The following is a 23,584-nucleotide window of genomic DNA, read 5'->3' as shown; positions in this document are numbered from 1 at the left end:
GAGCAGAGGCAAGGGACTGCCGTGGCGGCGAGCCTGCGCTGCCATGTGCTTCATCGCGCTCGCAGTTGGTCTCGGTTCAGGCGGGCGGCAGAGGCTGTTCCGTCCACACGGTCTTGCCGTCGTGGGTGTAACGGGTGCCCCATCGCTCGGTGAGCTGCGCGACCAGGAAGAGCCCGCGTCCGCCCTCGTCCGTGCTGAGGGCCCGCCTGAGGTGGGGGGAAGTGTGGCTGGTGTCGGACACCTCGCAGATCAGGCAGTGCGTACGGATGAGGCGGAGGGTGACAGGGCCGGCTGCGTACCGGTAGGTGTTGGTGACCAGTTCGCTGGCGACCAGTTCGGTGGTGAAGGCCAGTTCGGTCAGCCCCCACTCGGTCAGCTTCCCCGTGGTCAGCTCCCTGGCACGGGCGGCGGCGGTCGCTTCCAGGGGAAGCTGCCATGAGGCGACATCCTGCGGCCGTAGCACCCGGGTACGGGCAATGAGCAGCGCGATGTCGTCGGTGGGGAGGTGTTCCTTGGGCAGCAGTGCCTCGACCACGGTGTGGCAGATGTGGTCCAGAGGTTCTGTGGTGTGGGTGAGGCATGCGCGCAGGTTCTCCAGCGCGGCGTCGATGTCGCCGTCTCGTGCTTCCAGGAGACCGTCGGTGTAGAGCGTGAGCAGGCTGCCCTCGGGGAGGTCCAGATCGTACGTCTCGAACGGCAGTCCGCCCAGGCCCAGCGGTGGACCCGCGGGCAGATCGAGCACGGTCACCTCGCCGTCCGGGGTGGACACCACGGGTGCCGGGTGACCGGCGCGTGCCAGGGAGCAGTGCTGTGACACCGGATCGTAGGTGGCGTAGAGGCAGGTGGCCCCGAGCACCTGCTCGATCGCCGACAGGTTGTCGCCGGCGTTCGCCTCCAGCTCGGTGGCCAGCAGACTGACCAGATCGTCCAGCCGTGCCACCACCTCGTCCGGTTCCAGGTCGAGGCTGGCCAGGGTGCGCGCGGCGGCGCGCAGACGGCCCATCGAGGCGGCGGCGTGGATCCCGTGCCCGACCACGTCGCCCACAACGAGGGCGACCCGGGCTCCTGACAACGGGATCACGTCGAACCAGTCACCGCCGATGCCCGGTTCACCGCTGGCTGGCAGGTATCGGCAGGCCACCTCCACGGCCGGCAGGTCGGACGCCGCGCTCGGCAGCAGACTGCGCTGGAGCGTCAGAGCGGCGCTCTGCTGCTGGGTGAAGCGGCGGGCGTTGTCGATGCAGACGGCCGCACGCGAGGAGAGCTCCTGGGCCACCGCGGCATCGTCGTCCTCAAAGGGCTCCGAATTGTGCGACCGCCACAGGCTCACCACGCCCAGTACCAGACCGCGCGCGAGCAGGGGCACCACGATCAGCGAATGAACGCCGAGCCCCAAGGCGATCTCGATCCGCCGCCGGTCCATGGCATACCACTCGGGGCGCAGGGACAGCAGCCCTTCGAGGATCGGGCGACGCTCGGCCAGGCACCGCGCCTGCGGAGATTCCGGAAACAGCGGGACCACGTCGCCCTCCCGGTACGGGACGCGGTGTTCCGTTGGTGAAAGGGCGGTCCGGAGCAGCGGACCTGCCGTACCGGCAACCGGTTCGTCACCCAGTGTCACGGGCTTGAGGAGGTCCACCGAGCAGTAGTCGGCCAGGCCGTGAACGGCCACCTCGGCCAGCTCCCGAGCGGTTTGTCTCACGTCCAGTGAGGTTCCGATCCGGGCGCTCGCCTCGTTCAGCAGGGCGAGCCTTCGTTGCGCCCGGTGGCGGTCGGTCACGTCCTCGATCGTCTCGGCCACGCCGAGAACCCGGCCCGAGGGATCCTCCATCCGGAACGCCGAGACGGACACGATCCGTTCCCGCCCCGGGTCGTGGCGTGCCCGGGCGGACTGCTCCGTGAAGATCAACGGCTCGCCGGTCTCCAGGACGTGCCGTACCCGTTCCTCCGTCGGACCTGCGTCCTCGTCGACCATGAATTCGCGGGGGCGACGGCCCACCGGAGCCTCGGCCGGGACGCCGCTCGCCTTCTCGACCGCACGGTTGACCCGGATCACTCTCCGGTCCGGGCCGTAGGTGACCAGACCGATCGGGGACCGGCGGTACAGGCCGTCCAGCAGTGCACGGTCCCGCTGCCAGGCAATGACCTCCGAGGCAGGAGCACCGACCAGGAGCCACTCCTGACCGCCCTCCTCCCGGATCACCGCACGGGCCCGGAAACCCATCTCCACACGGCGCCCGTCGCGGCATCGCACGGGCAGGACACCGAACCATCCCCCCGCCTTCATGGCCTCCACGACGACGGACCGCACGACAGGCAGGTCACGCGAGTCGACCAGGAGGTCCTGCCAGGCCCGTCCGATCACTTCCTCTGCCGGGTATCCGAGCAACGCCCGTGCACGTGCGCTCCAGCCGACCACGATGCCTTGATCGTCGAGCACGGCCGAGGCGCCATGACCGAGGGCGAAGGGATCTTCAGGACTCTCGCTGAAATGCATCGACGGTGTCCCCATAGCCACCACCTTGCCTCCATGACTCCGATGTTCCTCCCGGTGGTCTCCCTCCGCGACTCTCGTGTCCCTCGTGTCCCTCGCGCCCTTCGCGGCCCGGAGCCTCGGCGGGAGCGCCATGGCGACGTTCAGCGTGTGCGATGCACGGGGTGGCCCTGTTCGTTCTCAGCGGGACGACTCGGCCGCGCACCGTGCCGAGTGCGTGGATCTCGTGGCCGCAGGCGCAGACCGCACTCGGGGCCCACTTGGCGCGGGCTGGTGCCCACTTCAACCGGCGTTGCCACGTGCCTCGGTCGGGATGCGGCCCACGCCCGCATCTCGGCAGGCACCCGCCGGGCAGTGCCGCTCAATGACCACGCGGGACCGCCGCGGCGTAGGCGTGCGCCGTCTCGTTGCGGACCCGGCAGTAGTACGCCGCCGCCTCGTCGCCCCGATAGCGCCACGGCAGTGCGTCCACATACCCGTCGACCAGCCTGAACTGCTCCAACGCAGCCTCGTGCCGGTCCTGCAGATGCAGATAGAACGCCAGCAGGTGGCGCAGCTGGGCGAGGCCCGGCCGGCCCGGATCGGTGGCTGCCGCCGCTGCCGCGTCGGCCAGGCCCGCGTCGACCCGGGCCACCATCTCGGGCGTGCCGTCGGCCGCTACATCGGTCGATCTGTCGTGCTCGAAGTGTGCGATCAACGGCAGCGACGTCAGCAGACTGCCCACCGGCGCCTCGGCCGCCGCCCGCTCGGCGAAGCCGAACGCCAGCTCCTTCGACCCCCGCCACTTCGCGCACCAGTACTGCAGGGCCGCGTGGTGGGCGCCGTAGTGGTACGGGGCACGGGCGGTGATCTCCGCCCACAGCTTGTCCATCTCCGCGTGCGGGTAGCCCAGTCCGAGCGCCACCCAGATCTCCGTGATGTACGGCGTCGGGTCGTCGGGGTTCAGGGCCGCCGCCCGCGCGATCTCCTCCCTGGCGGTGGCCAGCGTGCGGTGGAAGCCGTCGAACTGCTCACGCGTCGTGTTCTCGGCCCGCAGTGAACCCCGCAGATCCCAGGCCAGGTACACCGTGCTCTGCGCCCTGACCACCGCCGCGTCCGGGTCCTCGGGGCGTGCCGCCTCCCACTTCAGCAGCCAGGTGTCCTCCTCGGCCGCGGCCGTGCCCAGCAGACCGGTGAGTGTCGAACGGCGTTCCCAGTCCCGGCCGATGCCCCGCAGCGACTCGGCCGCGGGCTGCCAGTCGCCGCCGCGCACCGCGGCGAGCGCGGCCGACCACTCGTCCGGCAGCGGGGCGGGGTGCTCGGTGTCCTGCCGCTCGGCGGGCAGTAGGCCGAGCCGTTCCGCCGTCTGCGCCGCCTCGTCGGGGCCGGGAGGGCTCGGCGAGAAGAGTTCCTTCACGAACGCGCCGGTGAACCGCACGGCTGCGATCACGACGGGGAGGGCCAGGATCCCCAGGATCCAGAGGAGGGTGGTCATCGGCGGTTCGGTCCGTTCGTCGAGAGTCGGGAGTCGGGAGTCGGGAGCGAGGGTCTGGAGTCGTGCGTCAGTCGTGTGCCGTGTGCCGTGTGCCGTGTGCCTGTGTCGTTCGCTGTGCTCGGGCGTAGTTCGGTTGCGGGAATCCGCTGGTCAGGCGTTCTGCGTCGCCGGTGGCAGCAGGGCCCGCAGAGGCGCGGTGTCGGGGTGGTCGGCGAGGGCCGCGTCCACCGCCGCGTCCAGTGCCGCCTCGGGACCGTCGCCCTGAGCGGCCCGTGAACCCCAGCCCGGCAGGCGTACGGCGGCCGGGCTGGACCAGGAGAACTCCCAGTGCAGCAGCGCATACGCGCTGAACTCGGCCAGCACCATCGTCCGCACCGAACGGCGCATCACGGGCCGTACGAACTCGCGGAACGCCCGCCCCTTCGCGGCGGCCGCCTCCCGCGACAGCGGCAGTTGCTCGGCCAGCTGCCACAACCGGCCCTGGTCGATCACCTCCAGCAGCGCGGTCAGTGTCGGCGGCTGCCCGGTGTGGGCGGCCAGCGCCCGGTGCAGCGGGGTCTGCGCCGAGGACAGGCCCGCCGCCATCGAGGCATCCAGCAGTTCCGCCCAGCCCGCGGTGCGCCGGAAGGCGAGCACCTCGTCGACCAGGACGGCGTCCTCCAGCGCGGCCAGGGTCCGCCCCGGATCGGTGAGCAGGGCGAGCGCCGCGCCCTTGGCCTCCGCGGTGCGTCCGTCGGCGGGCAGCGCCTCGATCCGGCGCACGCGCTCGGCGATCGGCGGGTGGGAGTCGTACGGCGACGTCGGTTCCTCCGGCAGCTCCGAGCGGAGCCGCACCAGTTCCGGCTCACGGGCCGTCAGCAGCTTCCCGAAGCCGCCGAAGAACTCGCCGCGCGGCGGCAGCAGTCCGGCCTGCAGACCGAGGGTGGCGTACGAGTCGAGGTAGAAGCGGTGGGAGGCGGACAGCACCGGGATCTCGCGCAGCGCCGACGCCGTCGCGTCGCGTCCGGCGAGCCGCGCGGCCGACAGGTCGGCGGCGAACTCCTGATCGCGGGCCGTGGACAGCGAGGCGCGCATGTAGAGCCTGGCGTACGCGGTGTAGATCCCCGCCATCATCCGGTACGTCACCCCCGAGCCGGAGGTGTCGACCTTCTTGGCCTTCTTGCCCTGGGCGACCCGTTTGGCCGCGGCCTGCTCCTGCCGGGCCCGTTCGGCGGCCACCTTGCCGTCCGCCTTGGCGTGGAACTGCCCGATGACCCGGGCGAGTTGCACCCGGCCGCGCACCACCAGCGCGGACAGCCGGGTGTCACCGCCCGTGAAGTGGCCGTATTCATGGGCGAGTACGGCCCGCAGCTGTGCCTCGGTCAGGCCGGTCAGCAGCGGAACGCCGAGGTGCAGGCGGCGCGGTCCGGGGAACAGGCCGAGCAGCCGCGGCTCCTCGCTGACCGACGCGTTGACGTCGCCGGTGAGCAGGATCCGGTCGGGGACGCGGGTGCCGGCCGCGGCCGCGACGTCCCGGACCAGGGCCCACAGCCGGGGCTCGGCGGCCTCGGGGACCGGGATGCCGGGCTCGCCCTCGCCCCTGGGCGTGCGCAGCATGAACATGCCCCGCACGACGGGGACGGCGAGCAGCACCGACACGATGACGATCTTCGCGGCGACCGGGCCGTGTCCCCAGGTGAACGCGACGACGTCGAGGCCGAGAAGCGCCGCGAGCAGTACGAGGCTCAGCAGATGGAAACCGAGCAGCAGAACGAGCGCGCGCAGCGCACGCAGAGTTGCGCCCATCGGACAGATCCCCCCACAGGACCTCAGAAACAGCAGGACTTGGTGCAGCGGGCACACTCGGCACGGTGTCGAGGCGACGGCAGCCGGTGTGTGCGGTGCGGTGTGGGGGGATGCCGGAGTATGCCGTACCGCAGGTCAGAAGGGCAATGCGGATTCGGCGCCGGGCAGCTGGGGGCGCCGTCGGCTCAGCCGGGCAGCGTGGCCGGGCTGCCTCCGTTGGCCTCGTAACCCGCCACCGCCAGGGCGCGGTAGACGGCGAACTCGGCGGCCGGGTCGGCGGACAGGGTCCAGGGCAGTGCGCCGACATGTCCGTCGACGTGTATCAGCTGGTGCATGGCCTCCTGCCAGCGCTCGGCGCGGACCAGGAAGAAGACCAGCAGATGGCGGACGTGCGCGAGCATCGGGTCGTCGGGGCGGGCCGAGTGCACCGCGTGCAGGGCGCCGTGCATCGCCCTGGTGACGACCTCGCTCTGGTAGAAGCTCGCCACCAGGTTCACCTCGGGGAGGTGCTCGAAGACCGCGAACAGCGGGAGCGCGGCGAGCAGCGAGCCCTGCGGGGCGCGGGCCGCGGCGGCCTCGGCGAAGGCGTACGCCTGCTCGCGCGAGCCGTGCCACTTCTCGCACCAGTAGTGCAGCGCGGCCAGATGTGCGCCCATGTGATGCGGGGCGCGGTCGAGGATCTTCAGCCACAACTGGTCGAACTCGGCCTGCGGATAGGCGAGTCCGCGGGCGATGGACAGCTCGATGACGTACGGCACCGGGTCGCCGGGGGCCAGCAGGGCCGCCTGCCCGCACGCGTCCCGGGCCTCCTCCATGATGATCCGGAAGTCGTCCGTGCCCGGCGTCGATGTCCGCCAGGCCTGCTGCACCAGGAACTCCGCGTAGACGGCGGCGGCGCCCGCGTCCTTGGGCTGCTCGGCCCGCCACACCCGCAGCCACTGGGCGCCCGGCGTCTCATGCACTCCGCCGGGCCGCTGCTGCAGCTCCAGCGCGGCGGCGCCCGCGAAGGCCTGCACCCGCTGCCAGCGCGGTTCTCCCTCGATCGCGGTGCCGGCCAGCAGCTGGGAGGCCGCACGATAGTCCCGCGTGCGCTGCACCAACTCCAGGACGTCCAGCAGGTCCTGGTCCGGGCCGGGCATGCGTACGTCCAGCTCTTCCTGGCGCACGAAGCCGTAGGCCGCCGGGTCGGCGGCGTCCGGGTGTCCCGGGGGAACCTGCTCGATCACCCCGCGCCTGCGCCGCAAGAACGGGAGCAGCACGAAGCTCAGCATGAGCAGCGCCATCAGCAGCCAGAGAATCGCCATGCCTCAAGCGAACCAGACGCCGCCGAGAAATGGCCAACCCCACCGCCGGGCTATGGAAAACTCCCATCCGGGCCATGACAAGAAGATCGATGCCGGACAGCCCATGGCCGACGTCCGACAGACCAGGGCTGACGCCGGACAGCCCATGGCCGACGTCCGACAGCCCATGGCCGACGCCGGACAGCCCATGGCCGACGCCCGACAGACCAGGGCTGACGCCGGACAGCCCATGGCCGACGCCCGACAGACCAGGACAAAGCCCGGCCCGCACAGGGAAATCCCTCCGTCTGGCGCTCCCCTCGCCTTGCGGGCGTCACCAACCGGCCGGGCGCACTACGCTCGGTGCACATGAGCGACAGGCACATCAGTCAGCACTTCGAGACCCTCGCGATCCACGCGGGCAACACCGCGGATCCCCTCACCGGCGCGGTCGTCCCGCCGATCTACCAGGTCTCGACCTACAAGCAGGACGGCGTGGGCGGGCTCCGCGGCGGCTACGAGTACAGCCGCAGCGCCAACCCCACCCGCACCGCCCTTGAGGAGAACCTCGCCGCGCTGGAGGGCGGACGCCGCGGCCTCGCCTTCGCGTCCGGCCTGGCGGCCGAGGACACCCTGCTGCGCACGCTGCTCAGCCCCGGTGACCACGTGGTGATCCCGAACGACGCCTATGGCGGAACCTTCCGCCTCTTCGCCAAGGTCGTCACCCGCTGGGGCGTGGAGTGGTCCGTCGCCGACACCAGCGACCCGGCCGCCGTACGTGCCGCGATCACCCCGAAGACCAAGGTCGTCTGGGTCGAGACCCCCTCCAACCCGCTGCTCGGCATCACCGACATCGCCGCCGTCGCTCAGGTCGCGCACGACGGGGGCGCGAAGCTCGTCGTCGACAACACCTTCGCCACGCCGTACCTGCAGCAGCCGCTGGCGCTCGGCGCGGACGCCGTCGTCCACTCCCTGACCAAGTACATGGGCGGGCACTCGGACGTGGTCGGCGGTGCGCTGATCGTCGCCGACCAAGGCCTCGGTGAGGAGCTGGCCTACCACCAGAACGCGATGGGCGCCGTCGCCGGTCCCTTCGACTCCTGGCTGGTGCTGCGCGGAACCAAGACCCTCGCCGTACGCATGGACCGGCACAGCGAGAACGCCACGAAGATCGCCGACATGCTGACCCGGCACGCGCGCGTGACGCAGGTGCTGTACCCGGGCCTGCCCGAGCACCCCGGCCACGAGGTCGCCGCCAAGCAGATGAAGGCGTTCGGCGGCATGGTGTCCTTCCGCGTCGAGGGCGGCGAGGAGGCGGCGGTCGAGGTGTGCAACCGCGCCAAGGTGTTCACCCTCGGCGAGTCGCTCGGCGGCGTCGAGTCCCTGATCGAGCACCCCGGCCGTATGACGCACGCCTCCGTGGTGGGCTCCGCCCTGGAGGTCCCGGGCGACCTGGTCCGGCTGTCCGTGGGCATCGAGAATGTCGACGACCTGCTGGCGGACCTGCAGCAGGCCTTGGGCTAGCCGGAGAGGCACGTGTCGGCCGGCGGCGCCGTCGGCCGACCGGCTCGGCTCACCATCCGGTGATCGGCGGTGTCGTCTGGGAGGGCGGCTCCGTCCACGGGTGCACCCGGGCCGCCCACACACCGAACGCGACGACCGCGGCACAGGCCAGCAGCCACAGCACCCGGCGGACGAGCAGCCTGCGCCGCAGCAGGCGCTCGCCTCGGCGCACCGCCTCGGCGCACAGGTCCGGCGGTACCGCCGCCGGGGTCTGCTCCATGATCCGCCGCGCGGCAGCTTCCCGCTCGGTCCGGTTCACCGCGACCTCCTCAAGCGCCGAGGACCTGCCATTGCCGTGCCCCGAGGGCCGTACACGCTCTGAGCCGCACCTGACCCCCTCACGGCCCCGGCTCGCTCACGACGGCGCCACCTTCGGCCCCGCCGCTCGCGGGGCGGCCGGGCGGGCCGGATGGAGCAGGTTGGCTGTCGCGCGGTCGCACACGGTGTGAACGCGTTCCGCCGGCAGGCCCAGCAGAGCCGCTGCCTGCTCTTCGGCGACGCCTTCGTAGAGGCGCAGTACGAGGATCAGCCGTTCCTGCGGGGTGAGCGCGGCGAGCGGGCTGCGTGGATCCGGGCGGGCGCGGCCGAAGGCGACGTACTGGTGCCAGACCGCGCGTGCGAAGCGTGTGGCGAGGTGCTGGCGGGCGCAGTCGTACGGGTCCTCGCCGTGCAGCCGGTCCCAGCGCGCATAGGTGTGGGCGAGCGCGAGTGTCAGCAGGCGCCGCGCGCGCGGGTTGGCGTTCGGCGCCTCCGCCGTGAGCAGAGTGGCGGCGTGCAGCAGTCGCCCGGCCGCGCCCGCGACGAACGCCTCGAACTCCCGGGCCCGGCGGGTACCTCGGGCCACCTGCCGATCACGCACCGCGCCTCCCCCTGGAGGAGCCCTGCCCGGTACGGGACAGGTGAACCCCGTACGACACAGGACCCGGTCTCATATGAGGCCAGGGCGGCGCCGGGGTCAAGACTCCGGGACCGACCGGTGCGCGCGAGGGCTACGCCTGTGGTGGGCGCTCGCGGCTCAGGACGCCGGCGGCTGGTCCGCCGGCGTGGGCCCCTGCACCGTCATCCGGGCGGACAGCGCGCGGTTGAAGCGGGTCAGGAGCGTGCAGAACTGCTCGCGCTCCTCCGGCGCCCAGTCCTGCGTCAGCTCGGCCATCAGCTGACGCCGGGAGGAGCGCACCTCCTCCAGCCGGGCCACCCCGCGCGGGGACAGCTGAAGGACCACCGCACGCCCGTCCTCGGGGTGCGAGGTGCGCTTGACGAGCCCGGTGTCGACCAGCGGAGCCACCTGACGGGTGACCGTGGAGGAGTCGATGCCCATGCTCGCGGCGAGCGCCTTGACGCCCATCGGGCCTTCCTTGTCGAGGCGGTTGAGCAGCAGATAGGCCGCCCGGTCCATGGAGTTGCGCACGTGCCCGACACCCCCGAGCCGGGTCTGTTCGGCACGGCGGGCGAACACCGCCACCTCGTGCTGGAGGGTGTCGAGAAGACCGGTGTCACCGACGGTCGTCATGTCCATCGACATTTCAGGTGTTGTGGGCATGGCCGGAGGCTCGCTTCATGAAGGGCTGCTGGGTTGGGGGACAGGGTACGCGGCCCGGCGGCGGGCCGTACCGGCGCTGCGCAAACCGGTCTCGGAGCTTGGTCACACAAGTCATGCACGACCGTGAACTGCGATGCTGGAGTCATGAGCTACGGCACGACTGACTCCTTGCGTTCCGTCACTCTCGACGATGTGCGCGGAGCCCAGAAGATGCTCTTGGGCGTGGCGCGGGTGACCGCGATGGAGGGCAGTCGGCACCTGTCCCAGCTGATCGGCGCACCGGTGCAGCTGAAGTGCGAGAACCTCCAGCGGACCGGCTCGTTCAAGCTGCGCGGCGCCTATGTGCGGATCGCCGGACTGCTGCCGGAGGAGCGGGCGGCCGGCGTGGTGGCCGCGAGCGCCGGGAACCACGCGCAGGGCGTGGCACTGGCCTCCTCGCTGCTCGGCGTGCACTCCACCGTGTTCATGCCGAAGGGTGCCCCGCTGCCAAAGATTAGCGCGACCCGGGACTACGGCGCCGAGGTGCGCCTGCACGGCCAGGTGGTCGACGAGACGCTGGCCGCCGCCGAGGAGTACGCGGCCGAGACCGGCGCGGTGTTCATCCACCCCTTCGACCATCCCGACATCATCGCCGGTCAGGGCACGGTCGGCCTGGAGATCCTGGAGCAGTGCCCGCAGGTGCGCACGATCGTCGTCGGTATCGGCGGCGGCGGGCTCGCGGCCGGGATCGCGGTGGCGGTCAAGGCGATCCGGCCGGACGTCAGGATCGTCGGCGTGCAGGCGGAGGGCGCGGCGGCCTACCCGCCCTCGCTGGCCGCCGGGCACCCGGTGTCGGTGGAGAACCCGGCGACGATGGCCGACGGCATCAAGGTGGGGCGGCCGGGGCTGGTGCCGTTCGGGATCATCAGCGAGCTGGTCGACGAGGTGCGCACCGTCAGCGAGGACCAGCTGTCGGCTGCGCTGCTGCTGTGCCTGGAGCGGGCCAAGCTGGTCGTGGAGCCGGCCGGGGCGAGCCCGGTCGCGGCGCTGATGGCCGCGCCGGACGCCTTCGAGGGCCCGGTCGTCGCGGTGCTCTCCGGTGGGAACGTGGACCCGGTGCTGATGGAGCGTGTGCTGCGGCACGGCATGGCCGCGCAGGGCCGCTACCTGGCCGTTCGGCTCCGGCTGACGGACCGCCCGGGCGCCCTCGCCACACTGCTCGGGGTGTTGTCAGTGGTCGACGCTAATGTCCTCGACGTGAGCCACGTACGAACCGACCCCCGGCTCGGGCTCACGGAGGCGGAGGTGGAGCTGCACCTGGAGACGAAGGGTCCGGCGCACTGCGTCGAGGTCGGCCAGGCCCTGCGGGACGCGGGTTACACGGTCATCGACTGAGGCCGGAAGCCCCTTCGCCACCAGTACGGGTGAAGCCCATTGAGAAACGCGATACATCGCGTTATGGTGTGTTGTGATGGGTCGCGGACTCGCCGCCCGCAGGTCCGTACGCCCGTACGTCCGCGAAAAATCGCAGGCGTATCCGAACGCGCAAACCTAGCCTTTCCGAATGCATCCCCGATGACGTGGAGACAGACATGCCAGGCGCCATCCATGCCGAAGGCCTGGTGAAGACCTTCGGCGACGTAAGGGCTCTCGACGGCGTAGACCTGGACGTGCCCGAGGGCACAGTCCTCGGCCTGCTGGGGCCGAACGGCGCCGGCAAGACGACGGCCGTCCGCTGCCTGACGACCCTGCTGCGCCCCGACAGCGGCAAGGCGGTCGTGGCGGGCGTGGACGTGCTGAAGCACCCCGACGCCGTACGCCGCTCCATCGGCCTGTCCGGCCAGTTCGCGGCGGTCGACGAGTATCTGACCGGCCGGGAGAACCTGCAGATGGTCGGGCAGCTGTACCAGATGAGGGGCAAGGCGGCCAAGGCGCGCGCGGCGGAACTGCTGGAGCAGTTCAACCTCGCGGACGCCGCCGACCGCCCCGCCAAGACCTACTCCGGAGGAATGCGCCGCCGGCTCGACCTCGCCGCGGCCCTCGTGGTCTCGCCGCCGGTGATGTTCATGGACGAGCCGACGACCGGCCTCGACCCGCGCAACCGCCAGCAGCTCTGGGAGGTCATCAAACAGCTCGTCTCCGGCGGTACGACCCTGCTGCTCACCACCCAGTACCTGGAGGAGGCCGACCACCTCGCCCACGACATCGCGGTGGTCGACCACGGCCGGGTCATCGCCAAGGGCACCTCCGACCAGCTCAAGGCCCGCACCGGCGGCGAGCGCGTCGAGGTCGTGGTGCACGAGCGCGACCACATCGCGAGCGCCGCCGAGGTGCTGCGCGGCTTCGGCAAGGGCGAGGTCACGGTCGAGGAGCACACCCGCAAGCTCACGGTCCCCGTCACCGGCGGCGCCAAGCTGCTCGCCGAGATCATCCGCGAGCTGGACACCCGAGGGATCGAGATAGACGACATCGGGCTGCGCCGCCCGACCCTCGACGACGTCTTCCTGTCACTGACGGGACACATGGCCGAGACCGCCGACCAGGACGAGGCGAACGGCAAGGAGGCCGTGAAATGACCACCGTCACCGAAGCCGTGCGGGTGGCACCGCCGGGCAACCCCCTCAGCCGCTCCTTCCACGACTCGATGGTCGTGGCGAAACGCAACCTGATCCGGATGTCCAGGATCCCGGATCCTGTTCGCTCGGGTCGGTCAGGATTCATCTCGTCGCGGACCCGAGAACTGCACGTGAGCGCCGGGAAGGGGCAGGCGAAGTGAGCGCTGTGAGCGATTCCCTGGTCATCACCCGCCGGAACCTAATTCGGATGAGCCGGATTCCCGAGATGATCATCTTTGGGCTTGTCCAGCCAATCATGTTCGTCGTGCTGTTCACCTACGTGTTCGGCGGCTCGATCCAGGTCGGCTCGTCCACCTCCACCCAGGCCTACCGCGAGTTCCTGATGGCGGGCATCTTCGCCCAGACCGTCACCTTCGCTACGGCGGGCGCTGGCGCGGGCATCGCCGACGACATGCACAAGGGCCTCATCGACCGCTTCCGCTCCCTACCTATGACGCGTGGTGCGGTGCTGACCGGCCGCACAATCGCCGACCTGGCACAGACGGCGCTCACCCTCGTCGTCCTGGCGGTCGTCGCCCTGATCGTCGGCTGGCGCACGCACGAGAACCTCGGCAAGGTGCTCGCCGGATTCGGCCTGCTCCTGCTCCTCGGGTACGCGTTCTCGTGGATCGGCGCACTCATCGGCCTGTCCGTGCGCACGCCTGAAGCAGCGACCTCGGGCGGCCTGATCTGGCTGTTCCCGCTGACGTTCATCTCGAATGCGTTCGTCGACGCGAACATGATGCCGTCGTTCCTGCGGCACATCGCGGAGTGGAACCCGTTCAGCGCCACCGTGCAGGCGTGCCGCGAGTTGTTCGGAAACCTTCCCCCGGGCTTCAAGGCGCCTGACGCCTGGCCTATGCAGCATCCCGTGTGGGCGTCGCTGATCTGGTCGGTCGTGATCATCCTGTTCTTCCGCACGCTGGCGGTCCGCAAGTACCGCCGGGCGTCTGGTTGATGGTTTCCTCTAATGGCCCCCGTCTCACGGATGGGGGCCTTCTTCACGTTTGGGTACCTCACATCGCCCTGACCTGAGCCCTCATCGGTCGTGTGAGAACAGCCCTCGGGGGAGTGATGGGCGCAGAAGGTCGCACGGAGGTGCAGCGCGCGCCGTACGCTCGAATGCATGAGTGCCGACATTGGCAAGCGGCTCCAGGAAGTACGCAAGCGGCGCGGCCTGACGTAGCGTCAGCTAGCGAGCGAGTCCGGCGTATCCCTGTCCTTCCACGCCGGGATGATCCGCACTGTAAGCACGGACGGCGGCTCGGCTGCGCCTTGGTGCACACCGAGGATGACCCGCTGGTGGGTCTGCCGTTGTGCCCGGAGTGCTACGACTGCGTGGGGCACGTGCTGTGGCACGCGCACGCCGGGAAGCTGTGGAACCGGTTCACCACCGCCGTGCGCCGCTACCTGGCCACGGCCGGTGGGATACCGCGCTCCAAGCTCGGTGAGCACCTGGTCGTGTCCTTCGCCAAAGTCGCCGAGTTCCAGCAGCGTGCGGCCATCCACTTCCATGCCGTGGTGCGCCTCGACGGCCCGGACGGTGCCGCCTCGTCGGCTCCGGCCTGGGCGACAGAGGATGTGCTGTTGGACGCGGTCGAGCATGCCGCCGCATCCAGCTTCGTCACGGTGGCCGACTCCGACGCGTATGGAACGGAACGGGTGGGCTGGGGTGAGCAGTTCGACGCCCACCCGATCCGCCCGCTCCCTGATAGTGACGTACCGTCAGATTCGGCGGTTGCCGGGTACATGGCGAAGTACGTGACCAAGGGTGCGGGCGAGACGGGCGCCGGGGTGGACTACCGGGTCACCAGCCTGGAGGACATTCGCGCGGCTGTCGTCAACCGCGACGTACGCGCCCTGATGGGTACCTGCTGGCGCCTGGGCGGACTGCCGGAACTGGAGCACCTTCGGCTGCGCCCGTGGGCTCACAGCCTCGGCTACCGGGGCCACATCCTCACCAACTCCCGCCGCTACTCCACCACGTACGGCGCGCTGCGCGAGGAACGGGCCGACCACCGCCGGGGGGACACGAAACCCGAGGACGACCCGGACACGATCACGGAAGCGGCCTGGCGCTACGTCGGCTCCGGCTACACCCCCGGAGCGGCTGACTTCGCTCTCGGCATTGCTGAAGACCTGGCAAACCTGCGCGAGATCAAGCAGCACATGATCGCTGAGGGGTGGAAATATTCCGAGTGAGGAGCGCCCCGAGAAGGAAAGAAGGGAACCACGCCCCGGCGAGGTGACCTCCCGTTGGCGGGCTGTTGAGTGGACCGAGGCGCAAAGGATTCGCCTAGCAACGCTCTTGATCGGGTCGATGCCCAACGATCCGATAATTCAAGGGAGTTGATCGAGTAAAGCTAGATCGTGAGGCCACCTCACGAGTTACCATGTGCAAAAATAACGCGACCCCGGCGGGAGATTAGGGCCTGCCGCCGGGGTCGCTGGCCAGTCGTGGAGGACTGACTATGGCGAAGCGTACCCTTGCGCGTTCCCTTCAGCAGAAGGCCCTTCGGGTTGCCATCTACCTGCGGGTGTCGACGGCGCAGCAGCTCGAAGGCTACGGGCTGAAGGTCCAAGAGGAGCAGTGCCGTGCGTGGCTGGCCTGCGCCCTGCGCAACGTGCCCCACACCATCGTTGACGTCTACGTGGATGGGGGTGTGTCGGGCAAGCTCGCCAACCGCGAAGACCTCGACCGCCTCACCGCTGACGCTCTCGGCGGCCGTCTGGACTTGATCGTCTTCGGCAAGCTGGACCGCATCGGACGCACCATGAAGAACATCCACCGTTGGGTCTACGACGTGACGGACAAGGGTGTGCGTGTGGCCACCGCTGACGGCCGGATCGACTCCGACGATGACATGTTCGGCATCCAGCTCTCTTTGCTCGCATACCTTGCCGAGGTAGAGCACGCCCTGATCTTGGAGCGTACGTCGGGCGGTCGGATGCAGAAGGCTGCGGTCGGGGGGTGGCCCCTGGGTGAGCCGCCCTTCGGCTACATGCTCGACTCCGACGGGAACCCTGTGCTCAACCCCACAGAGATCGAGCAGATCGAGAAGTTCGCAGACTTCATGATCGATTCGCCTGAGCCGGTGACTCGGGAGGACGGCGCTCGCCACCTCAGTGCCCTTGGCTACCGAACGCGCCGGGGCAGGGAGTGGGAGGGCGGAAACCTCGTCGGCCGTGTCATGGCTGCTCTCAAGGGCTGCGTTGAGTTCGTTTTCGCCGGAGAGAACGAGGACGGTGAGGAGATCACCACCACCTTCCGCATTGACCTCCCCAAGGCACTGCCGGACAACCGAGCGGAGGAGCTGAGGGCCGCCCTCGCGCGCGGTGCCCGCGTCAAGGGCAAGCACGGCAAGTACCTGCTCTCAAACCGTCTCTTCAGCGTCTGTGGTGCGCACCGTACGGGTGCGATGGTCATGGAGGGCCGCTCGACCAACACGGCTGGCCGCTACTACCGATGCATGGCCAACCGCGCGGACGGAGAGGTGCCCGAGTCCCACGCGGACTGCTGGGAGATCCCCTGTGACGAGGTGGACGAGGCAGTCTGGGCTGAGGTCAAGAAGCTGATGTCCGACAAGGACAAGCTCCGCAGGCTGGTGGAGGAGTCCTTGGGGACTGTGCCCCAGCGTGCCGAGTCCTATCGTCGACGGCTGGCGGAGCTGGACGAGCAGATCGAGAAGAAGCGTGCCAGTCGCAAGCGCAAGATTGCCCTCCTCCTCGCCTCCATCGATGACCAGGACGACGATGACGACGCGCCCCTTGTTGAAGAGATGAAGGCGGAGCTGAGGCAACAGGAAGCCGACCTTGTTGCCGAGCGTGAGCGCGTCGCCGAGTGGCTGTGCGAGGTTGAGGGACAGGAAGGCCGCGCTCAGAACATGCTCGCCAAGATCGAGAAGGTTGACGGCCGCTTGGACGACTTCACGTTCGAGCAGAAGCAGGACCTGTTGGACCTGCTGGATGTGCGTGTGCAGATCACCGGCAAGGGCGAGCCTCGCCACAAAGGCGTGACGGACCCGATCGCTGCGTGGCACCGAGAGACCGGCGTGACCATCCCTGTCGAGATCACAGACGAGCAGTGGCAGGAGATCGAGAGCATCGTCTCACCCAGCCGTCAGTGGAAGGACGTCCGGGACGGCTTTGAGGCGATGCTGGACAAGGTTCGTTCCGGGAAGAACTGGAAGGACTACGACGGCTCGGAGCAGATCGGGGGACGGGGCTGGGCGGCCCTGTATCGGCGTGCACAGCACTGGTGGGGCAGTGGCGAGTACGAGGCTGCGCTAGAGGCTCTGGCGCCCTACGAAGGCGTTGCACCGCTGCCCCTGTACGTGCTGCCTCCCATGGAGGTGACGGGCACGACCGATCCGGAGTACACCGCCGAACACGCTGGTCGGGGCGGTAGTGGCGCCGAGTGCAACCACGCGAAGATCGGGGCAGACGTTTCCCCGAGATGATTATCTACGGACTGATCCAGCCAATCATGTTCGTGGTGCTGTTCACCTACGTCTTCGGCGGTTCCATGCGGATCGGTGGCAGCAGCAGTGCCATCGACTACAAGAACTTCCTGATGGCGGGGATCTTCGCGCAGACCGTCACGTTCGCCACCGCGAGCTCCGGGGCCGGCATCGCGGACGACATGCACAAGGGGCTCATCGACCGCTTCCGGTCGCTGCCGATGGCGCGGGGGGCGGTCCTGACCGGGCGTACGCTCGCTGATCTGGTGCAGACGGCCGTGACGCTGGTGGTGCTGGCCGTGGTCGCCCTGCTGGTCGGCTGGCGCGTCGGGTCCGACGGGTCGACGAACGTGGGGAAGGTGCTCGCCGCCTTCGGGCTGCTGCTTCTGCTCGGCTATGCGTTCACCTGGATCGGCGCCCTGATCGGCATGTCCGTGCGCACCCCCGAGGCGGCCACGTCGAGCGGGCTGATCTGGCTGTTCCCGGTGACGTTCATCTCGAACGCGTTCGTGGATCCCACGCACATGACCCCGTGGCTGCGGCACATCGCCGAGTGGAATCCCTTCAGTGCCACCGCGCAGGCCTGCCGAGTGCTCTTCGGCAACCCCGGCCGGTCCACCTCGCACGCGTGGCCCATGGAGCACCCGGGCTGGGCATCGCTGATCTACTCGATACTGATCATCGCCGTCTTCCGTACCCTCGCGGTCCGCAAGTACCGTTCGGCCACCGCCTGACGGCTTCGGGCACGACGAAGCCCCCGGTGTCCGACGGGATCGCCGGACGCCGGGGGCTCGGGGTCACAGGGGGGTGGTGGTCAGCCCGAGTACGGCTCGGCCTTCAGGATCGTCACCGAGGCCTTCTTGCCGTTCGGCAGTTCGTACTCCGCGTCCTCGCCCACCTTGTGGCCGATGACGCCGGCGCCGAGCGGGGACTGCGGCGAGTACGTCTCGATGTCGGCGCTCGCGTACTCGCGGGAGGCGAGCAGGAACGTCAGCGTGTCGTCCTCGTCCCCGTCGAAGGCGATCGTGACGACCATGCCGGGCGCGACGGTACCGTCGGCGGAGGCCGGGGCCTCGCCCACCTGGGCCTTCTCGAGAAGCTGGGTCAGCTGCCGCACACGCAGCTCCTGCTTGCCCTGCTCCTCCTTCGCCGCGTGGTACCCGCCGTTCTCGCGCAGGTCGCCCTCCTCGCGCGCGGCCGCGATCTTGGCGGCGATCTCCGTGCGCGCAGGACCAGTAAGGTACTCAAGCTCGACCTTGAGCTTGTTGTACGCCTCCTGGGTCAGCCAGGTGACGTTCTCGCTGGTCTGGGTCACAGGGTGCTCCTCGTCGGTACTGGGAATACAAAGCATCGCCCTACCCAGAAGAATGTTCCCTCATGGATGGGCGAAACCACGAGCCTAACAATTCAAGGCCGGAAGGGGGAGGACATAAGCCATCAGAATCACATCAACGCAGGTCAGTGCGTACGTATTCCGGGTGACGGCCGGGGAGTCCGGCTGCCGTCAGCCAGTGTGGCAGCCCAGCAGCTCGGCTGTCGTGCCCTTCGCCGTCGTACGGAGCGTGACGACCTTGTCGATGCGGGTGGCCGACCCGGTGAAGCGGAAGTCGGCCCGGCCCACCTCGGAGCCGTCCGCCGCCTGGGAGCGCAGGGTGCAGTAGCCGGCGGTTGCGGAGTCCTTGTGGACCTCCAGATGAGCCTTGACCGCGTTGTCCGTGGCCTCGAAGGTGATCACCTGGGCGCTGATCTTGCTCTCGACGACATAGTGGTAGGCGAAGTAGCCGACGAGTGCGAGCAGGACGGCGCCGAGTACCACACCGGCGATCTTGAGCTTGCGGTCGGCACGCTCGTCCGAGGAGCGGCCGTAGCGGCCCTCGGGCAGCCGCGCGCTCGCCGTAGTCATGATCGTCCTCTCGGCAGGAACCGGTCCCGGAATTATTCGCCCCCCGATTCCGTCACTATAGAAGCCGCCGATCGCACCGGAGACACGGGGCGCCGACTTACGAGGATTGAGTCTTGACTGACCAGCTGCGACTGATGGCCGTACACGCGCACCCCGACGACGAGTCGAGCAAGGGCGCGGCCACCATGGCGAAGTACGTGTCCGAGGGGGTGGACGTGCTGGTGGTGACCTGCACCGGCGGAGAGCGCGGGTCCATCCTCAATCCCAAGCTGCAGGGTGACGCGTACATCGAGGAGCACATCCACGAGGTGCGCAAGAAGGAGATGGACGAGGCCCGCGAGATCCTCGGGGTCAGGCAGGAGTGGCTCGGCTTCATCGACTCAGGCCTGCCCGAGGGCGACCCGCTGCCGCCGCTGCCCGAGGGCTGTTTCGCCCTGGAGGACGTCGACAAGGCGGCGGGTGAGCTGGTGCGCAAGATCCGCGCCTTCCGCCCGCAGGTGATCACCACCTACGACGAGAACGGTGGTTACCCGCACCCGGACCACATCATGACCCACAAGATCTCCATGGTGGCGTTCGAGGGCGCGGCGGACACCGAGAAGTACCCCGAGACGGAGTACGGCCCCGCCTACCAGCCGCAGAAGCTCTACTACAACCAGGGCTTCAACCGCCCCCGCACCGAGGCGCTGCATCAGGCGATGCTCGACCGGGGCCTGGAGTCGCCGTACGGGGAGTGGCTCAAGCGCTGGAACGAGTTCGAGCGCACCGAGCGCACGCTGACCACGCACATTCCGTGCGCGGACTTCTTCGAGATCCGAGACAAGGCACTGATCGCGCACGCCACGCAGATCGACCCGGACGGCGGCTGGTTCAAGGTGCCGATGGAGCTGCAGAGGGAGGTCTGGCCGACGGAGGAGTACGAACTGGCGAAGTCTCTCGTCGACACCTCCCTCCCCGAGGCCGACCTCTTCGCGGGCATCCGCGACAATGCCTGACATGAGTGCAAGCGTGAGCCTGGCAGTGACGCACCTCGTCCCTCTCGCCAAGGAGGTCGACCAGAACAAGGTCACCCCCGGTGTCCTCGGCTTCATCGTCTTCGCGGTGATGGCCCTGGCGGTGTGGGGCCTGATGAAGTCGATGAGCAAGCACATGAACAAGGTCGACTTCAAGGAGCCCCGGGACGCCGAGGCGGACCAGGCCGAGAAGGCCGACTCCGCGGCTGAGCGGCACTGACCCCGGCGTCAGCGCCCGGCTGGTACCGCCACCCCCATCACATCCCGGGCGTGGCGGTCCGGCGTCATGTGCAGGCGCCAGGCCTGCCAGCCGTCCTCCAGGCTGATGCCGCGCTCCAGGAGCAGGGTGTACGCGGAGACGTAGTCGGTCAGCTTCTCGTCGCGCAGGGGATGGGCGGCGCGGGACAGCTGGGAGAGCTCCTCCTGGGCGACCGCCGTGCCCACCTCCACCCCGCCCGGCGCCGCGTACGGCAGCAGGGTGCAGCGCAGGAAACGGGCCCAGTCCTCGCCGCGCCGGTCGCCGTAGGAGGCGAACAGGTCCAGCGCTTCGTCGGACAGGGCCAGCGCCTGCTGGGTGCGGGCGTTGCCCGCGTCGACCACCGCCAGCTCCAGGCAGGTCCATGCCTCGCCGTGGGCGACGCCGATGCGCTGGAAGTCGGCGCGGGCGTCCACGAGGAGCTGCCGGGCGAAGCCGGAGTTGCGCAGGGAGCCGGTCTGCGCGGCCCGCTGGTCGCGGGTGACCCGGGCCGAGTGGTGCCGGGCGCAAGCCAGGCCGTAGACGTCCCGCATCCGGGAGAACATCGTCCGGGAGCGCTCCAGGTCGCGCACCGCCTGGTCCAGATCGCCGGTCTCCTCCAGCGCCTGGCCCAGGTAGTACAGGCTCCAGGCCTCGCCGCGCGCGTCCTCGTTCTCCCGGTGCCGGGCGGCGGCCTGCCGCAGGTCCTCGACGGCCGGTGAGGCGTCGCCGGCCACCAGACGGGCCCGGGCCAGCTGGGTCAGCGCCCATGCCTCGCCGCGCGCGTCGTGCGTCTGGCCGTACCGCTCCAGGGCCGCCCGCAGCTCCGTCTCCGCGCGCGGTACGTCCCCCATCCGCAGCGCCAGCTGACCGAGCTGGAAGTGCGCCCATGCCTCGCCGTGCACCGAGCCGCCCTCGCGATGCAGGACCAGGGAGCGGGTGAGCAGCTCCAGAGCCTCCGCGAGGCGGCCGCGGTCGCGCTGTACGGCGGCCAGCGCGTGCATCGTCCAGGCCCGGTCCGTCGCCAGTTCCGGCGCCTCCTGCAGATCCAGCGCCTCCTGCAGTTTGGCCGCGGCCTCGGTGAGGTTGCCCTGGTGGTGCAGGGTGATTCCGAGCGAGCACAGGGCGCGGGCCGCACCCGCGTCGTGGTGCGCCTCCCGGTACAGGTCCACCACCGAGGCCAGCGTGGTGCGCGCCTTGTCCAGCTCGCCCAGCTGCCGGGCCGCGATACCCGTACGCCACTGCACCGAGCGCACCAGCAGCCCCTGGTCCACGGCCTGCGCCAGCTCGCTGATCTCGCCGAGCCGGTAGAGGTCGCCGCGCAGCAGGCAGTAGTCGCACAGCGCGCCCAGCAGGTTCTGCACCGCCGACTGGTCCACGCCCTCGGCGTGCCGCAGGGCCGCGGTGATGAAGCTGGACTCGTCGTCCAGCCAGCGCAGCGCCTCGTCCAGCGAGGTGAAGCCGTGCGGGCCGAACTGGTGCGAGCGCGTCGACATGTTCCCGTCGACCAGGCGCAGCACCGAGTCGGCCAGCTCGGCGTAGTTCACGATCAGCCGTTCCTGTGCCGCCGTGCGCTCGGCCGGGTCCTCCTCGTCCAGCAGCCGGGCCTGGGCGAAGGCGCGCACCAGGTCGTGCAGCCGGTAGCGGCTGCCGCGCACATGGTCGATGAGGCCGCCGCGGGCGAGGTCGGCGAGATGGCGCGTGGCCTCGGCCTCGTCCGTCGCGAGCAGGGCGGCGGCCGCCGCGGCGCCCAGCGAGGTGCTGCCCGCGAGCGCGAGCCTGCGCAGCAGCCGGCGTGCGGGCTCCGGCTGATCGGTGTAGCGCAGCCACAGGGCCCGCTCCACCGGTTCCACCGGGCCGTACGCCGCCAGGTCCGAGGCCAGCTGCCGGGGCGAGCGCGGGCCGAGCGCGGAGCCCGCGACCCTGAGGGCCAGCGGCAGCCCCGCGCACAACGCGCGGATCCGCTCGGCGGACTCGGCGTCGTACGGGCCCGAGGCGTCCTCGGCGGCCGCGCCGAGCAGTTCCTCGGCACCGGCCGCGTCCAGGGCCTCGACCGGCAGGTGGTGCACCCAGGCCGGCAGGTCCGCGGGCAGGTCGAGGGCGGTGCGGGCGGTGACCAGGATCAGGCTGTCGGAGCGTTCGGGCACCAGCGCCCGCACCTGCTCCGGGTCGGAGGCGTCGTCCAGCACGATCGTCACCGGCAGTCCGGTCAGATGCCGGTGGTACAGCTCGCCGAGCCGCTTCACCTGCTGGTCGGGGGAGGAGCGCTCCCGGAACAGCAGCTGCTCGCGGGGCGCGCCGAGCCGGTTGAGCAGATGCAGCAGCGCGTCCCGTGTCGGCAGCGGCGTCTCCTCGCTCCTGCCGCCGCGCAGATCCACGACCACCGCGCCGCGGAAGTGGTCGCGCAGCTCGTGGGCCGCGTGCACCGCGAGTGTGGTCCGGCCGGAGCCGGGCTCGCCGTGCAGCACGACCACCGTCGGCCGGGTCTCCGTGGCCGCCCGGGCCGCCTGCGCCCACTGCCGGATCCGCCCGAGCTCCGCCCGGCGCCCCGCGAACAGCCCGTCCGCCTCCGGGAGTTGGCCGAACGACTGCTCCAGCACCGTGCGCCGGCGGGCCGCCGCGCTCTTGTCCGCGCCGCGCAGCGCCGGGCCGCCCTTCTTCTTCGGACCCGTGGAGGCGCTGAGCACCCGCTGCTGGTCGAGGAAGGGGCGGATGCCGCGCACCTCCAGCGCGGTCAGCCACTGCAGCCGCAGTTGCTCGGGCCCGCCGGGCTGGCCGGCCGCGCCCGCGTGGTGGTGGGCGGCGGGCAGATGGGAGCCGGCCACCTTCACCACGGAGGCGGCGGCACCCACCACGCCCGCGGTGACGCCCGCGCCGACGGCCGTACCCGTACCGGTGCCGAGGGACAGGTCGGCCACGGCGGCGGCCACCGCGGCGACGACCGCCACCAGCAGGGAGGTTCCGGCGCCCGCGCGGGCGTACCGCTGCCCGAAGGTCAGTCGGCCCGCCTCGGCCTCGTCCAGCGCCCGGGTGTACGCCTCGTACTCCTCGCCGGCCGCCCCTGCCATCGTGTCCAGCGCACCGCGCGCCCGCGACAGCAGCACCTGCCCGTCGATCCGCCCGCCCGAGCGCCGTACCTCCTCCTCGACGGCGCGCGCCAGCAGCCGCTCGGCCTCCGCCCGATGGCCGTCCCGCATGTCCCGTCCCCCTCCGGCGTCAACTTCCTTGCCTACGAGTGTC

At 70.3% G+C, this 23,584-nt stretch carries 20 protein-coding genes; 10 read left to right on the top strand and 10 right to left on the bottom strand.

What is annotated here, in order from left to right; genetic code table 11:
• Positions 1-76 precede the first annotated feature (76 nt).
• The 4 genes from AV521_RS12770 to AV521_RS12755 all read right to left on the bottom strand — a co-directional run bounded on the left by AV521_RS12770 (position 77) and on the right by AV521_RS12755 (position 7,057).
• Positions 77-2,512 (bottom strand): SpoIIE family protein phosphatase, encoded by a 2,436-nt coding sequence (locus AV521_RS12770; protein WP_076087693.1) that lies wholly within the window; start codon positions 2,510-2,512, stop codon positions 77-79.
• A 343-nt stretch (positions 2,513-2,855) separates the two neighbouring features.
• Entirely contained in the window at positions 2,856-3,968 is a 1,113-nt protein-coding gene (locus AV521_RS12765) for a hypothetical protein (RefSeq protein WP_076087691.1), read from the bottom strand.
• A 150-nt stretch (positions 3,969-4,118) separates the two neighbouring features.
• Complete coding sequence (locus AV521_RS12760) at positions 4,119-5,753, bottom strand: M48 family metalloprotease (RefSeq protein WP_076087690.1); 1,635 nt, start codon at positions 5,751-5,753, stop codon at positions 4,119-4,121.
• A gap of 185 nt (positions 5,754-5,938) precedes the next feature.
• Positions 5,939-7,057, bottom strand: coding sequence for a hypothetical protein (locus AV521_RS12755; RefSeq protein WP_076087688.1), 1,119 nt, complete (start codon positions 7,055-7,057; stop codon positions 5,939-5,941).
• Positions 7,058-7,405: 348 nt separating this feature from the next.
• Here AV521_RS12755 and AV521_RS12750 point away from each other — a divergent pair, with 348 nt between their 5' ends.
• Positions 7,406-8,560, top strand: a complete 1,155-nt coding sequence (locus AV521_RS12750; protein WP_076087686.1) for a cystathionine gamma-synthase — start codon at positions 7,406-7,408, stop codon at positions 8,558-8,560.
• Between the two features lie 49 nt (positions 8,561-8,609).
• Here the strand turns inward: AV521_RS12750 and AV521_RS12745 are convergent, their stop codons facing one another.
• From AV521_RS12745 to AV521_RS12735, 3 genes are all read right to left on the bottom strand, one after another.
• On the bottom strand, positions 8,610-8,858 hold the full coding sequence (locus tag AV521_RS12745; protein WP_076087684.1) for a hypothetical protein: 249 nt from the start codon (positions 8,856-8,858) through the stop codon (positions 8,610-8,612).
• A 96-nt stretch (positions 8,859-8,954) separates the two neighbouring features.
• Positions 8,955-9,458, bottom strand: a complete 504-nt coding sequence (locus AV521_RS12740) for a sigma factor-like helix-turn-helix DNA-binding protein (protein WP_076087682.1) — start codon at positions 9,456-9,458, stop codon at positions 8,955-8,957.
• Positions 9,459-9,614: 156 nt separating this feature from the next.
• A complete protein-coding gene (locus tag AV521_RS12735) occupies positions 9,615-10,121 on the bottom strand; it encodes a MarR family winged helix-turn-helix transcriptional regulator (RefSeq protein WP_179023069.1) in 507 nt (168 codons plus the stop codon).
• 162 nt (positions 10,122-10,283) lie between these two features.
• Between AV521_RS12735 and ilvA the strand changes: the two genes are divergently transcribed.
• From ilvA to AV521_RS12700, 7 genes are all read left to right on the top strand, one after another.
• Complete coding sequence (gene ilvA / locus AV521_RS12730) at positions 10,284-11,513, top strand: threonine ammonia-lyase (protein ID WP_076087680.1); 1,230 nt, start codon at positions 10,284-10,286, stop codon at positions 11,511-11,513.
• A 197-nt stretch (positions 11,514-11,710) separates the two neighbouring features.
• The gene (locus tag AV521_RS12725; RefSeq protein WP_076087679.1) at positions 11,711-12,694 is read left to right on the top strand and encodes an ATP-binding cassette domain-containing protein; all 984 of its coding nucleotides are present in this window, start codon (positions 11,711-11,713) and stop codon (positions 12,692-12,694) included.
• On the top strand, positions 12,691-12,894 hold the full coding sequence (locus tag AV521_RS52640; protein WP_076087678.1) for an integral membrane transport protein: 204 nt from the start codon (positions 12,691-12,693) through the stop codon (positions 12,892-12,894). The genes AV521_RS12725 and AV521_RS52640 overlap by 4 nt, the downstream gene beginning before the upstream one ends.
• Positions 12,891-13,691 carry an ABC transporter permease gene (locus AV521_RS12715; RefSeq protein WP_079249229.1) on the top strand — a complete coding sequence of 267 codons (801 nt, stop codon included), beginning with the start codon at positions 12,891-12,893 and terminating at the stop codon, positions 13,689-13,691. The genes AV521_RS52640 and AV521_RS12715 overlap by 4 nt, the downstream gene beginning before the upstream one ends.
• Positions 13,692-13,807: 116 nt before the next feature.
• On the top strand, positions 13,808-14,935 hold the full coding sequence (locus AV521_RS12710; RefSeq protein ID WP_371917026.1) for a replication initiator: 1,128 nt from the start codon (positions 13,808-13,810) through the stop codon (positions 14,933-14,935).
• A 269-nt stretch (positions 14,936-15,204) separates the two neighbouring features.
• On the top strand, positions 15,205-17,193 hold the full coding sequence (locus AV521_RS12705) for a recombinase family protein (RefSeq protein WP_076087674.1): 1,989 nt from the start codon (positions 15,205-15,207) through the stop codon (positions 17,191-17,193).
• Positions 17,190-17,927: an ABC transporter permease gene (locus AV521_RS12700; protein WP_107480892.1), complete on the top strand. Its 738-nt coding sequence runs from the start codon at positions 17,190-17,192 to the stop codon at positions 17,925-17,927. The genes AV521_RS12705 and AV521_RS12700 overlap by 4 nt, the downstream gene beginning before the upstream one ends.
• 80 nt (positions 17,928-18,007) lie before the next feature.
• Here the strand turns inward: AV521_RS12700 and greA are convergent, their stop codons facing one another.
• Together greA and AV521_RS12690 are read right to left on the bottom strand one after the other, a co-directional pair.
• Entirely contained in the window at positions 18,008-18,508 is a 501-nt protein-coding gene (greA, locus tag AV521_RS12695) for a transcription elongation factor GreA (protein WP_076087670.1), read from the bottom strand.
• 189 nt (positions 18,509-18,697) lie between these two features.
• The gene (locus AV521_RS12690; protein WP_076087668.1) at positions 18,698-19,096 is read right to left on the bottom strand and encodes a DUF4307 domain-containing protein; all 399 of its coding nucleotides are present in this window, start codon (positions 19,094-19,096) and stop codon (positions 18,698-18,700) included.
• Positions 19,097-19,209: 113 nt separating this feature from the next.
• Between AV521_RS12690 and mca the strand changes: the two genes are divergently transcribed.
• Together mca and AV521_RS12680 are read left to right on the top strand one after the other, a co-directional pair.
• Entirely contained in the window at positions 19,210-20,091 is an 882-nt protein-coding gene (gene mca / locus AV521_RS12685) for a mycothiol conjugate amidase Mca (RefSeq protein WP_076087666.1), read from the top strand.
• Positions 20,084-20,329: a hypothetical protein gene (locus tag AV521_RS12680; protein ID WP_076087664.1), complete on the top strand. Its 246-nt coding sequence runs from the start codon at positions 20,084-20,086 to the stop codon at positions 20,327-20,329. The genes mca and AV521_RS12680 overlap by 8 nt, the downstream gene beginning before the upstream one ends.
• 8 nt (positions 20,330-20,337) lie before the next feature.
• On the opposite strand, the gene AV521_RS12675 is transcribed toward AV521_RS12680, so the two are convergent.
• Complete coding sequence (locus tag AV521_RS12675) at positions 20,338-23,541, bottom strand: tetratricopeptide repeat protein (protein WP_076087662.1); 3,204 nt, start codon at positions 23,539-23,541, stop codon at positions 20,338-20,340.
• Positions 23,542-23,584: the final 43 nt, after the last annotated feature.

Source organism: Streptomyces sp. IMTB 2501, from assembly GCF_001953885.1.
In the GTDB taxonomy this organism is placed as follows: Bacteria; Actinomycetota; Actinomycetes; order Streptomycetales; family Streptomycetaceae; genus Streptomyces.
This window is presented reverse-complemented; position numbering and strand designations above follow the sequence as displayed.

Coding starts and splice junctions, on each gene's coding strand:
- AV521_RS12690 (WP_076087668.1), bottom strand. CDS start 19,096: ATGACTACGGCGAGCGCGCGGCTGCCCGAGGGCCGCTACGGCCGCTCC.
- AV521_RS12735 (WP_179023069.1), bottom strand. CDS start 10,121: ATGTCGATGGACATGACGACCGTCGGTGACACCGGTCTTCTCGACACC.
- AV521_RS12725 (WP_076087679.1), top strand. CDS start 11,711: ATGCCAGGCGCCATCCATGCCGAAGGCCTGGTGAAGACCTTCGGCGAC.
- AV521_RS12765 (WP_076087691.1), bottom strand. CDS start 3,968: ATGACCACCCTCCTCTGGATCCTGGGGATCCTGGCCCTCCCCGTCGTG.
- AV521_RS12760 (WP_076087690.1), bottom strand. CDS start 5,753: ATGGGCGCAACTCTGCGTGCGCTGCGCGCGCTCGTTCTGCTGCTCGGT.
- AV521_RS12750 (WP_076087686.1), top strand. CDS start 7,406: ATGAGCGACAGGCACATCAGTCAGCACTTCGAGACCCTCGCGATCCAC.
- AV521_RS12755 (WP_076087688.1), bottom strand. CDS start 7,057: ATGGCGATTCTCTGGCTGCTGATGGCGCTGCTCATGCTGAGCTTCGTG.
- AV521_RS12675 (WP_076087662.1), bottom strand. CDS start 23,541: ATGCGGGACGGCCATCGGGCGGAGGCCGAGCGGCTGCTGGCGCGCGCC.
- ilvA (WP_076087680.1), top strand. CDS start 10,284: ATGAGCTACGGCACGACTGACTCCTTGCGTTCCGTCACTCTCGACGAT.
- AV521_RS12770 (WP_076087693.1), bottom strand. CDS start 2,512: ATGGGGACACCGTCGATGCATTTCAGCGAGAGTCCTGAAGATCCCTTC.
- AV521_RS52640 (WP_076087678.1), top strand. CDS start 12,691: ATGACCACCGTCACCGAAGCCGTGCGGGTGGCACCGCCGGGCAACCCC.
- AV521_RS12680 (WP_076087664.1), top strand. CDS start 20,084: ATGCCTGACATGAGTGCAAGCGTGAGCCTGGCAGTGACGCACCTCGTC.
- AV521_RS12705 (WP_076087674.1), top strand. CDS start 15,205: ATGGCGAAGCGTACCCTTGCGCGTTCCCTTCAGCAGAAGGCCCTTCGG.
- AV521_RS12700 (WP_107480892.1), top strand. CDS start 17,190: ATGATTATCTACGGACTGATCCAGCCAATCATGTTCGTGGTGCTGTTC.
- AV521_RS12710 (WP_371917026.1), top strand. CDS start 13,808: ATGGGCGCAGAAGGTCGCACGGAGGTGCAGCGCGCGCCGTACGCTCGA.